The organism is Litorivivens sp. (assembly GCF_041625495.1).
In the GTDB taxonomy this organism is placed as follows: domain Bacteria; phylum Pseudomonadota; class Gammaproteobacteria; order Pseudomonadales; family Spongiibacteraceae; genus Litorivivens.
Genome location: NZ_JBFJTH010000124.1, coordinates 1 through 11487 on the forward strand (window position 1 = coordinate 1; position 11487 = coordinate 11487).

The window sequence follows — 11487 nt, forward strand, 5'->3', positions numbered from 1 at the left end:
GTCAGCAATAGCAGGGTGAGGCCACCCAGCCCGGCAAGCAGCGACAGGCTGCGATAAACACGTCTTGAGGATTGAGCCATGGCTAGAGATATTGCTCCCAGGCATCCAGCAGGGTGTCCTGCGCTTTCATAATAAGTTCACAGACCTCGCGAATTGCGCCTGCGCCGCCACGCGCACTGGTTTGCCAGTCGGCGTGTTCAACGACAAAAGCGTGGGCGTTGGCCACGGCCACACCGAGCCCGGCAGCGCGGATGGCGGCAAGGTCCGGTAAGTCGTCACCGACATAGGCGATCTGTGATAATGGAATGCCGCAGTCGCCAGAAAGTTCCCGCAACGCGGTGATTTTATCCTCGCGGCCCTGGTAGATGGTTGAAATTTTCAGCTCGCCGGCGCGGCGCGCAACCAGATCCGAAACCCGTCCGGTAATGATGGCAGTGTCGATGCCGGTGTCGCGAAGCAGCTTTATGCCGAGGCCGTCGAGGATGCTGAAGGCTTTGATTTCCTCGCCGCTGTTGCCGAAATACAGGCTGCCATCGGTCAGCACGCCGTCCACATCCGTGACCAGCAGGCGAATATTCTTTGCTTTTTGCATGATCTCCAGCATCAGGCGACACCTGCCCGGAGAATGTCGTGCAGGTGAACAACTCCGACCGGGTGAGAGTGTTCGTCGATCACGATCAGTGCGGTAATTTTCTTTTCTTCCATGATGTAGAGCGCCTCCGCGGCCAGCATTCCAGGTTGGACGCTGCGTGGGTTGCGGGTCATAACATCGTCGATTCGGGCGCGCTGTATGTCCACGCCGTGATCGATTGCGCGCCGCAGGTCACCGTCCGTAAACAGGCCGAGAAGCGTGCCGTCACTATTCTGGATGGTCGTCATGCCCAATGCTTTGCTGCTCATCTCCAGCAAAGCATTGGTAAGTGGTGTACCACTGGCAACGGTGGGGATTTCGGCGCCAGTGTGCATGATGTCTTCAATTTTCAGCAACAATTTGCGCCCCAGCGCCCCTCCGGGGTGGGAAAACGCAAAATCATTGGCGGTAAAGCCACGCGCCTCTAGCAGGGCGATGGCAAGGGCGTCCCCCAGGACCAGTGCTACTGTGGTGCTGGAGGTTGGCGCCAGGCCCAGCGGACAGGCTTCTTCGGCAACGCCTGCGTCAAGGTGGGCGTTTGCGGCTTTGGCCAGTTCCGACGCGGGGTTGCCGGTCATGGATATCAGGGGGGTGCCGAGCCGTTTCAGCAGAGGCAGCATGGTGATGACTTCAGCGGTCGAGCCCGAGTTCGATAGTGCGAGAACAACATCCTGGGCGGTGATCATGCCCATGTCCCCGTGCGAGGCTTCGCCCGGGTGAACATACATGGCGGGTGTGCCGGTGCTGGCCAGAGTAGCGGCGATCTTGCGGCCGATGTGCCCTGATTTTCCCATGCCAGTGACGACAACGCGGCCCTGGCAGGCGAGCATGAGTTCGCAGGCCCGGGTAAAGTCGTCGTCAATTTTATCGCTGAGCGCGGTAACGGCGGCACCTTCCATGGCGATGGTGCGGCGGGCCGAGCTGCGGTAGTCTATGGGCATATTTTCGCTTTACTCACAACAATTTAACGGGAATTTGCTACCATCGGACAGTTATAGCTGGCTATGATAAGAGGGCGGCGCGCAAATTCCTAGTTAGAAATCGGGAGCGTTTCGTTCTCTGAGAGGTCAAACTTCAGCAACAGTTGCCTGATTCGGTCGATTGTGTGGGATTTTGCTTTCCGGCTAGAGCGCAATTGCGCTGACAACCGGTGGAACGTATGGAGTTAATGAAAACAATGGTGCAACGAATGATGTCGGTCGCGTTCGCGGCTGTGATGAGCTTGGTAGTGGCTTCTGCGGCATGGGCAGCGTCACCCCCGGGCCCCTATGAGGTGGTCTCTGATACCACCAAGCGCGTGACCAAGGTCATCGAGGAGGCGCGCAGCTATGTTGATGAAGATCCCGAGCGCTTTTACGGCGAGGTGGAAAAAATCCTGGCTGATGTGGTGGATTTCCCCAGTTTTGCCCGCGGCGTGATGGGTAAATACGGCAGTAAACGCTATTACGACACCCTGTCGCCTGAAGAGAAAGCAAAGTTTCGCGGACGGGTAGAACGCTTTACCAAAACCTTTCAGGATCGCTTGATCCGCACTTACGCCAAGGGCCTGCTTGCCTTTGACGGCAACCGGATTGAAGTGTTGCCCATTGCAAAGGATGCGGCGGACGAGCGAAGTGTTAACGTCGAGCAGCATATTTTCGGGAATGCCCCACAACCTTATGTTGTGTACTACAAACTCACCCAGAATCGGGAAGGTGAGTGGAAACTGCGCAACGTGAGTATTGAAGGCGTCAACCTGGGTCGCACTTATCAAAGCCAGTTTGCCTCGTCGGCACGTCGTTTTAACGGTGATATCGACAAAGTGATTGAAAACTGGGAAGTGACGCCGGAAGGTGGTCTGGCCGAAGTCGCCGAAGAGTCTTGAGCGCCAGTGACCTGGCGCAACCCAGATAATAGCCATTGCGCGGCCAATTGCGTACAATTCGCGTCCTGATTTTTACGAGTACCGCTGCATGTTGATCGACGCAATTAAATCGCGACTGGCCGACGAATTTCCCGATTGTCAGATAGAAGCCGAGGCCGACGGCAACCACTGTCACGTGCAGATCGTGGGCGATGTTTTCAACGGGCTGCGCCCGGTAAAGCGCCAGCAAATGGTCTACGCTGCCCTCAACGAGTGGATCGCCGACGGTAGCGTTCACGCGGTTCACATGCGCTTGCAGACTCCGACTGAAGCGCAGTCCTGACCTCTGGGGGGAATCCATGGATCGATTGTTGATTCGCGGCGGTAAACGCCTCGATGGCGAAATACGTATATCCGGCGCGAAGAACTCGGCACTGCCAATTCTGGCCGCCACGTTGCTTTGCGACGAACCGATAACCATCCGCAACCTGCCTCATCTGCATGACATTACCACCATGATCGCGCTGCTGCGTTGCATGGGTGTGGAGCTGATTATTGATGAGAAGCTCAGCATAGAGGTGCATGCCGAAACGATCACGGACCTGACGGCGCCCTACGAACTGGTCAAGACCATGCGCGCCTCAATACTGGTGCTTGGGCCATTGCTGGCACATTTTGGTGAGGCACACGTTTCCTTTCCGGGTGGCTGTGCTATCGGCAGTCGGCCAGTAGATCTGCACTTGCGCGGGCTGGAGGCGATGGGCGCCCGAATAGAGATCGATAGCGGTTACATCCATGCATACCGGGATGGCCGTCTCAAGGGCGCACATATCTTTATGGATACGGTGACGGTGGGCGGCACAGAGAACGTGATGATGGCCGCTACCCTGGCAGATGGCCGCACCGTCATCGAGAACGCGGCTCGTGAACCGGAAGTGGTCGATCTTGCCAATTGCCTCAATGCCATGGGTGCCAAAATTACCGGTCACGGCACTGATACCATTACTATTGACGGGGTAGAGGGGCTGCACGGCTGTGACTATGCTGTGATGCCCGACCGGATCGAAACCGGAACCTACTTGGTGGCAGCGGCGGTGACCGGTGGCCGAGTTAAGGTAAAAGACACCAAGGCTGAGCACCTGGAAGCTGTTTTGTCCAAGCTGGAAGAGGCCGGTGCCGAAGTCACGACCGGTGAAGATTGGATCGAACTCAATATGCATGGCCAGCGGCCCAAATCGGTCAATATCAAGACGGCACCCTATCCGGGCTTCCCGACCGACATGCAAGCCCAGTTCACGGCGATGAATGCTATTGCCAATGGCAGTGCGCGCGTGACTGAGACGGTATTTGAAAACCGTCTTATCCAGACCCACGAGATGAATCGAATGGGTGCCAAGATCAATATTGAAGGCAACACTGCGATTATTGAGGGCGTCGACAAATTGCGTGGCGCCCCGGTGATGGCAAGCGATCTACGCGCTTCAGCGAGCCTGGTGATAGCCGGTCTGGTGGCCGAAGGGGAAACCTGCGTCGATCGCATTTATCACATCGATCGCGGGTATGAATGTATTGAGGAAAAACTGCAATTGCTGGGCGCCAATATCCAGCGGTTGGCGGAATAAACGGGCGGATTAAATAGGCACGTTGTGGAAAAGCTGACCATTGCCCTGACCAAGGGCCGCATTCTCAAGGATACCCTGCCGCTGTTTGCAGAAGCGGGTATCGAGCCGGTGGAAAATATTGCGGAAAGTCGCAAACTGATTTTTGACACCACACTACCCCATGTGCGCTTCGTGGTAATTCGCGGCACCGATGTACCTACCTATGTGCAACTTGGCGCGGCGGATTTGGGTGTCGCGGGCAAGGATATGCTGCTTGAGCACGGCGCGGCGGGGATGTACGAGCCCCTGGACCTGGGGATTGCTCGCTGCAAGCTGATGACGGCGGTGATGCGCGATAAACCGCTGCCCGCCGGAAGGATCAAGGTGGCCACTAAGTTTGTAAATGTGGCGCGCCAGTATTTTGCGGCTCAGGGCACGCAAGTGGAGTTGATCAAACTCTACGGTGCAATGGAGCTTGCGCCGATGATGAACCTCGCCGACGTTATTGTAGATATAGTCGATACCGGCAATACCTTACGTGCTAACGGCATGGAGCCGGCAGAAACCATCGCCGATGTAAGCTCTCGCCTGGTGGTCAACACCAGTGCGCTGAAGCGCAAGCATCAGGCAGTGACCGATGTGATTGAACGTTTGCGTCGGGCTGTCGCCAAGAGGGGCGGCTAATGGCCGAGCTTCAGATTCGCCGCCTTGATAGCGGCGCGCCAGATTTCAGTGAGGCGCTCGATGCCTTGCTGGCTTGGGATTCGGTTTCCGATGCCGGGGTGCAGGCCGCGGTAGACGACATTGTGGAGGCGGTTCGTTGCCGTGGCGACGCCGCACTGCTGGAATATACTCGGCGCTTTGATCGCGTTAGCGCCGACACCGTGCCGGCGTTAGAGTTCTCTCAGGATCAGCTTCAGGCGGCGCTGGCAGCGATTGATCCAGAGCTGCGTGCGGCGCTGGAGCATGCGGCCGCGCGGGTGCGTGCATATCACGAGCGTCAGAAGCAGGATTCCTGGACCTATACCGAGGCTGATGGCACGGTGCTGGGCCAGCAGATTCGGCCGCTGGATCGGGCCGGGCTCTACGTTCCCGGAGGAAAGGCGGCCTACCCATCGTCGGTGCTGATGAATGCGATTCCGGCCAAAGTGGCGGGTGTTGCAGAGCTGATCATGGTATCGCCAACCCCGGATGGGGTGGCCAATGATATTGTGCTGGCGGCAGCGGCCATTGCGGGCGTTGATCGGCTGTTCGCTATTGGCGGAGCGCAGGCCGTGGCTGCACTGGCCTACGGAACCGAAACGATCCCCCGCGTTGACAAGATTGTGGGGCCGGGCAATATCTATGTGGCAACGGCAAAGCGCAAGGTATTTGGCCAAGTGGGCCTGGACATGATTGCGGGGCCATCGGAAATACTCGTGGTCTGCGACGGAAAAACCGATCCGGACTGGATTGCCATGGACCTGTTTTCCCAGGCCGAGCACGATGAGGATGCCCAGTCGAGTTTGATCTCGCCGGACGTCGACTTCCTGGCTGCGGTTGAAAACAGTATCCGCCGATTGCTGCCCGACATGGAGCGTGAAGCGATTATCCGCGCCTCGTTGGAAGGGCGGGCGGCGCTGATTGCTGTGCCGGACCTGGCGACTGCGATTGATCTGGTTAATCGTATTGCGCCGGAGCATCTGGAGCTGTCGGTAGATGCCCCGGAAACATTGTTGCCCGAGATACGCCATGCGGGGGCTATCTTTATGGGGCGCCACACGCCGGAAGCGTTGGGTGATTACTGTGCAGGACCAAACCACGTATTGCCTACGTCCGGAACGGCGCGTTTCTCGTCGCCGCTGGGTGTTTATGATTTCCAGAAGCGCAGTTCGCTGATTCAGTGTTCGGAATCTGCCGCGCCACTGGGCAAAACAGCGTCAGTATTGGCGCGCGGTGAGGCGCTGACCGCTCACGCGCGTTCCGCAGAAATGCGCTGGCCTACGAAGTGATTCCATACCTATGAAAGACAGACAATCCCTGGTGAAGCAGTGGGTGCGGCCGGAAATTCAGGCGCTGCAGGCCTATCATGTGCCGGCAGCTGACGGACTGGTCAAGCTCGACGCTATGGAAAACCCCTATAGCTGGCCAGAGGCGATGGTGGCTGACTGGCAGCAGCGGCTGCAGGGGGCCGCGCTAAATCGTTACCCAGATGCGGCCGCGGTATCGCTCAAGGCAAGGTTGCGCGAAGTGATGGGTGTGGCGGACGAGCAGGATATTTTGCTGGGTAACGGTTCCGACGAAATCATCCAGTTGCTGGCGATGGCTGTGGCTGGGCAGGGACGCAGTGTATTGGCGCCGGAGCCCGGATTTGTCATGTACCGGATGATTGCGACGTTTACGGGGATGCAGTACTGCGGGGTGCCACTGGACGAGGATTTCGATCTCGATCTGCCAGCCATGCTCGCGGCAATTGAACGTGAGCAGCCGGCTCTGGTGTTTCTCGCGCTGCCGAATAATCCGACGGGGAACCTGTTCAGTGCCGACAAGGTTAAGGCCGTTATTGAAGCCAGTCCTGGGCTGGTGGTACTGGACGAAGCCTATACGGCGTTTACCGATAGGGACCATCTGAGTTATCTGCACTATCCCAATGTGCTGGTGATGCGCACATTATCCAAAGTTGGCTTGGCGGGGTTGCGTCTGGGCATTCTGATTGGTGGTCGTGAGTGGCTTACTGAGCTGGACAAGCTGCGGCTGCCCTACAATATCAATGTGCTGACTCAGCTGAGTGCCGAGTTTGCGCTGGATCACTTTTCCGTGCTGACCGATCAAACCCAAACTATTCGCCGCGAGCGTGCCGTGCTGTTTGAGGCATTGGCGGCGATGCCGGGGGTGGAAGTGTGGCCCAGTGAAGCCAACTTTATTTTGCTGCGCTGCGATGAAGCGCGCGCGATTCACGCCCGCATGAAAGCCGCAGGCGTGTTGGTGAAATGCCTCGATGGGGCTCATCCCATGCTGGAAAACTGTTTGCGCTTTACCGTGGGAACCCCTGAGGAAAATCAGCGTATGCTGGGGGCCTTCACCGAAGCGCTCGCCCCTTAGGGCGACCCGAAGGCGTCAGCCTGCGCTGGTCGGCATGGGGCGGATGCTCACTTCAATGTCGAGCGATCGGCGCTGACCGTTGCGGCCCATTTCCACGGAAACGATATCTCCCGGTCGTGTGGTCGCGATCTCATTCATCCCTGCATGACCGTCACCCACGGACTTACCGTTGATTGCGTAGATAATGTCCCCCACTTGTAGGCCAGCTTTAGCCGCCGGGCCGCCGGGCATCAGTGCGCTGATGACCACGCCGTCGGTCTGCGGAGCGACCGATTTCACTTCCAGTCCAAGCCAGCCGCGTACCGGACGACCGTATTCAATAATGTCACTCATGGTGCGCAGTGCGAGATCGACCGGTATTGCCAGGCCAATGCCGGTTGAGCCGCCGCTCTGGGTGTAAATGGCCGTATTGATGCCGATGAGCGGACCGCGGTGATCCACTAGCGCGCCGCCGGAATTACCGGGATTGATAGCCGCATCGGTCTGGATGAAGTTCTCGTAGCTGCTCAGCCCCAGGCCGTAGCGACCCTTGGCGCTGACAATGCCCTGTGACATGGATTGCCCAAAACCGTAGGGATTGCCGATGGCAAGCACGATATCGCCCACTCTTGTGGTGCGGTTGTCGCCCAGCGGGATAGGCTGGAGCTGGTCGAGTTCAATTTTCAACACCGCCAGATCGGTTTCCGGGTCGCCGCCAATCAGGCGGGCAATGGCTTGTCGGCCGTCTTGTAGTAACACCAGAATTTCGTCGGCGCCTTGTATCACGTGCAGATTGGTCAGCAGATAGCCACGCTCAGATACAATCACACCCGAGCCGAGGCTGCGCTCAACCTTTTCGCGTTCAGCCGGATTTCCCCGGCGGAAAAAGTGCCGCAAGATTGGGTCGTCGAAAACCGTTGGGCGCTGCTCACGCACCAATTTACTGGTGTAAATGTTGACGACGGCGGGGGCCGCGCGGGTAAATGCCTCTGCGTAACCCGATGCAGAGGTGGTGGCTTGCGGTGCGGCAGGCGCCGATTTCTGTGCGACCAGAATTACCAGGCCGGTTATCAGCCCGGCAATCACCGGCCATAACAGCCAGCGTAACGATTGAGACATCCCTTTATCCTTGGCAGAGTTGGCCCCTCGGGCGGAGCATCGCGGTAGAATGCGATCAGCGCCGCCGTTTATAAAGCGGGAGGCCTCTATTGTGTCACAGTTGTCAGGGAAACGAAGTATGGGTGTTGCGCTCTCGGAGCTGGTTGCGGCTGCCAATGCATTGCTTGAGCCGGAAAACTTTCAGGATTATTGTCCTAACGGATTGCAGGTCGAGGGCAAACCTCAGGTCAAGCGCCTGGTCAGCGGCGTGACGGCGTCCCAGCGTCTGCTGGACGCGGCTGTGGCCCGGGATGCCGATGCCATTTTTGTCCATCACGGCTATTTCTGGCGCGGTGAGGACCCGGTGTTAACGGGTATGAAAGGTCGCCGAATACGTACGCTCATCCAGAACGACATCAGCCTTCTTGCCTACCATTTACCGTTGGATGCGCACCCGACGCTGGGCAACAATGCCCAGCTTGCAGCGAAGTTGGGCTTGCAGGTGCGCGGTGGATTGCAGCCGGGCAGTGCTCACCCGGTGGGTAACCATGGTGAATTGTCAGATCAGCAAAGTGCGCAGGCGTTTGCAGCGCATGTTGCCGCTGTGCTGGGTCGCGACGTGTTGTTGGAGGCTGCGGGGGAGCGTCCTGTGAAGCGGGTTGCCTGGTGTACTGGCGGAGCGCAGGGCTATCTGGCGCAGGCAGCGGCCTTGGGTGTGGACTGCTACCTGACCGGTGAGGTGTCAGAGCAGACCATTCATGAAGCACGGGAGCTGGGCATTCATTTTATTGCCGCAGGGCACCATGCGACTGAGCGCTACGGCGCCGGCGCGGTGGCCGGTCACCTTGCCGAGCGCTTTGGTATTGAGCACGAGTTTATCGATATTGATAACCCGGCCTGAAGGCCGCTTACAGGCCGCTGGGAGCGGTTACCGTTTCTTCTGGTTTTTTGTTGGATTTGTCCAATCCATAAGATTCGTCCAGCGCACCTTTGTAGCCGGGTGAGCGCGGCGCGTAGTCCAGGGGCTGTTCGGCTGGGCGCGCCAGTGGTTCGCCCTGGATGACCGGGCGGTCCTCGGGTAGCGACTGCAGCGGGCTGATGCCGTGGCTGGTGAGTTCGCCGGCACTTTTGGCGAGATGGTTGTGTACGTCGCGATAGCTTTCGGTCATCTGGTTCAGCAGTTCAGCAGTTTGATTGAAATGCTGGTTTACCTGCTCCTGATAATCCTGTTGTTGGCGTTGCAGCTTCTGAATATGAGATTCCAGTGCCTTGCGGCTCTGGTGGGAGGGTGACAGCTTGTTCACCAGCCAGGCGCCAGCGGCGAGGCCTGCAATCAGGGCCAGAAAAGCGATCAGGGCTACAGTCTGGGTTTCGTACACAGCTTACTCCACTTGCGGATATCTATGGTCGCAGTATAACGGCTGGCGAAGATGGCGGCAGTAGTCAGGCGACAAAAATTGCGAAATGGGCCGGCTATCGTTAAAGTTGCGCCCTCTTTGGCGATCGCATGTGTGAGAATCTGACATGCCTACACCCCTGGAGCGTTATCAAGCCGATCTTCAGCGGCCGGATTTTACGCCCGATACAGCACAGCAGCAGGCTGTAGAAAGCCTGCAGCGCCTCTATGATGAGTTAGTGGAGCTGGAGCAGACCCAGCGCGCTGCCAGTCTGGTGCAGCGCCTGCTCGGCCGGTTTATCGGTGAGGAGCGCGAGCCCGTAAAGGGGCTTTATTTCTGGGGTGGCGTTGGTCGCGGCAAAACGTATCTGATGGACACCTTTTATGAGTGCCTGCCGTTTGAGCGCAAAATGCGGGCGCACTTCCATCGCTTCATGCGGCGTATCCACGGTGACCTCAAGGAGCTCGCCGGGGAGAAAAACCCGCTGGTAGTGATTGCGGAGCGCATTTCGCGTGAAGCGCGGGTGATTTGTTTTGACGAATTTTTTGTCTCTGATATCACCGATGCCATGATTCTGGCGGGCTTGTTTGAAGAGCTCTTTGCGCGCGGTGTCGTGCTGGTAGCGACGTCAAATATCGTCCCCGAAGAGCTTTACAAGGATGGTCTGCAGCGGGCGCGTTTTCTGCCGGCAATCGACCTGATCAAGGCGAATACGAAGGTGATCAATGTGGATGGTGGTGTAGACTACCGTTTGCGAACGCTGGAGCAGGCGGAGCTTTATCATTCGCCTCTGGATGCGCAGGCCGATATCGGCTTGGAGGATTCCTTCCGCAAGTTGTCGCCTGAGCCGGGGCTGGCCAATGTGGCGCTTGATGTCGAAGGGCGGCCTATCACTGCCCGTTACGTGGCGGACGATGTTGTCTGGTTTGACTTTAAGGCGTTGTGTGACGGCCCGCGGAGTCAGAACGACTATATTGAGCTGGCGCGGATATACCACGCGGTGTTGGTCAGTGATATTCCGCAGATGAGCAGCAAGAATGACGACCAGGCCCGGCGCTTTATAAATATGGTCGATGAGTTTTACGACCGGCACGTCAAGCTGGTATTGTCGGCGGCTGTGCCGTTGGAACAGTTATATGCTGGCGGACGCTTGGATTTTGAGTTTCAGCGCACGGTCAGTCGGCTGTTGGAAATGCAGTCTCACGACTATTTGGCGCGCGAGCACAGGCCGTGAAAATCGTTTGAACTAGGCGATTAAATGCTTGAAATGGCAGGGGCGGTTCTGTAGTATTCGCGCTCTTTCTTACGTACGAGCCTTTGGGGCAGGATTGATGAAAACCTATAGTGCAAACCCTGACGCTGTGAAGCGTGACTGGTATGTGGTTGATGCCGAAGGAAAAACTTTGGGGCGTCTGGCCAGCGAGATCGCACATCGCCTGCGTGGCAAACACAAGCCAGAATACACACCGCACGTTGACACCGGTGATTACATCGTTGTGGTCAATTGTGAAAAGGTGGCGGTTACCGGTAATAAATCTACCGACAAGATGTATCATCACCACAGCGGTTACCCGGGTGGCTTGAAGTCTTTCAGCTTTGAGAAGCTGATCGAGCGTGCCCCTGAGCGTGTTCTGCAGCGCGCCGTTAAAGGCATGCTGCCGCGTAACCCGCTGGGTCGTGCCATGTTCAAGAAACTGAAAGTGTACGCTGGTGATGCACATCCTCACGCAGCGCAACAGCCGCAAGAGCGCAAGATCTAATCGGACCCTAAGGCTATGTCAGCTACGCAATACTACGGAACCGGTCGTCGCAAAACTTCCACGGCTCGCGTTTTCCTGTCTGAGGGAACCGGCGCGA

The 11487-nt window shown here is 57.6% G+C and carries 13 protein-coding genes and 1 pseudogene; 10 read left to right on the forward strand and 4 right to left on the reverse strand.

The annotated features are described in order from the left end of the window. Positions 1 to 82: 82 nt before the first annotated feature. The gene (locus tag ABYP39_RS13575) at positions 83 to 592 is read right to left on the reverse strand and encodes a KdsC family phosphatase (RefSeq protein ID WP_372783041.1); all 510 of its coding nucleotides are present in this window, start codon (positions 590 to 592) and stop codon (positions 83 to 85) included. An 11-nt stretch (positions 593 to 603) separates the two neighbouring features. After that, complete coding sequence (locus ABYP39_RS13580; protein WP_372747999.1) at positions 604 to 1572, reverse strand: KpsF/GutQ family sugar-phosphate isomerase; 969 nt, start codon at positions 1570 to 1572, stop codon at positions 604 to 606. A 227-nt stretch (positions 1573 to 1799) separates the two neighbouring features. Between ABYP39_RS13580 and ABYP39_RS13585 the strand changes: the two genes are divergently transcribed. The 6 genes from ABYP39_RS13585 (at position 1800) to hisC (ending at position 7156) form a co-directional block, all read left to right on the forward strand. After that, positions 1800 to 2495, forward strand: coding sequence for a phospholipid-binding protein MlaC (locus ABYP39_RS13585; RefSeq protein ID WP_372783043.1), 696 nt, complete (start codon positions 1800 to 1802; stop codon positions 2493 to 2495). Between the two features lie 88 nt (positions 2496 to 2583). Then, positions 2584 to 2817: a BolA family protein gene (locus ABYP39_RS13590; protein WP_372747996.1), complete on the forward strand. Its 234-nt coding sequence runs from the start codon at positions 2584 to 2586 to the stop codon at positions 2815 to 2817. A gap of 16 nt (positions 2818 to 2833) precedes the next feature. Continuing rightward, the gene (gene murA / locus ABYP39_RS13595; RefSeq protein WP_372747995.1) at positions 2834 to 4096 is read left to right on the forward strand and encodes a UDP-N-acetylglucosamine 1-carboxyvinyltransferase; all 1263 of its coding nucleotides are present in this window, start codon (positions 2834 to 2836) and stop codon (positions 4094 to 4096) included. Positions 4097 to 4120: 24 nt separating this feature from the next. Continuing rightward, complete coding sequence (gene hisG / locus ABYP39_RS13600) at positions 4121 to 4759, forward strand: ATP phosphoribosyltransferase (RefSeq protein WP_372758907.1); 639 nt, start codon at positions 4121 to 4123, stop codon at positions 4757 to 4759. Then, on the forward strand, positions 4759 to 6066 hold the full coding sequence (gene hisD, locus ABYP39_RS13605; protein WP_372783045.1) for a histidinol dehydrogenase: 1308 nt from the start codon (positions 4759 to 4761) through the stop codon (positions 6064 to 6066). The genes hisG and hisD overlap by 1 nt, the downstream gene beginning before the upstream one ends. 10 nt (positions 6067 to 6076) lie before the next feature. Then, on the forward strand, positions 6077 to 7156 hold the full coding sequence (hisC, locus tag ABYP39_RS13610; protein ID WP_372783047.1) for a histidinol-phosphate transaminase: 1080 nt from the start codon (positions 6077 to 6079) through the stop codon (positions 7154 to 7156). A gap of 15 nt (positions 7157 to 7171) precedes the next feature. On the opposite strand, the gene ABYP39_RS13615 is transcribed toward hisC, so the two are convergent. Beyond that, positions 7172 to 8254 (reverse strand): trypsin-like peptidase domain-containing protein, encoded by a 1083-nt coding sequence (locus ABYP39_RS13615; protein WP_372783049.1) that lies wholly within the window; start codon positions 8252 to 8254, stop codon positions 7172 to 7174. Between the two features lie 118 nt (positions 8255 to 8372). Between ABYP39_RS13615 and ABYP39_RS13620 the strand changes: the two genes are divergently transcribed. Next, positions 8373 to 9134 carry a Nif3-like dinuclear metal center hexameric protein gene (locus ABYP39_RS13620; RefSeq protein WP_372783051.1) on the forward strand — a complete coding sequence of 254 codons (762 nt, stop codon included), beginning with the start codon at positions 8373 to 8375 and terminating at the stop codon, positions 9132 to 9134. A gap of 7 nt (positions 9135 to 9141) precedes the next feature. Here the strand turns inward: ABYP39_RS13620 and ABYP39_RS13625 are convergent, their stop codons facing one another. Further along, positions 9142 to 9612, reverse strand: a complete 471-nt coding sequence (locus ABYP39_RS13625; protein WP_372759145.1) for a YhcB family protein — start codon at positions 9610 to 9612, stop codon at positions 9142 to 9144. A gap of 145 nt (positions 9613 to 9757) precedes the next feature. Here ABYP39_RS13625 and zapE point away from each other — a divergent pair, with 145 nt between their 5' ends. From zapE to ABYP39_RS13640, 3 genes and pseudogenes are all read left to right on the forward strand, one after another. Further along, positions 9758 to 10864: a cell division protein ZapE gene (zapE, locus tag ABYP39_RS13630; protein WP_372750259.1), complete on the forward strand. Its 1107-nt coding sequence runs from the start codon at positions 9758 to 9760 to the stop codon at positions 10862 to 10864. A 97-nt stretch (positions 10865 to 10961) separates the two neighbouring features. Then, the gene (rplM, locus tag ABYP39_RS13635) at positions 10962 to 11390 is read left to right on the forward strand and encodes a 50S ribosomal protein L13 (protein WP_372783053.1); all 429 of its coding nucleotides are present in this window, start codon (positions 10962 to 10964) and stop codon (positions 11388 to 11390) included. 15 nt (positions 11391 to 11405) lie between these two features. Further along, positions 11406 to 11487, forward strand: a pseudogene (locus ABYP39_RS13640) (30S ribosomal protein S9); the annotation flags it as partial.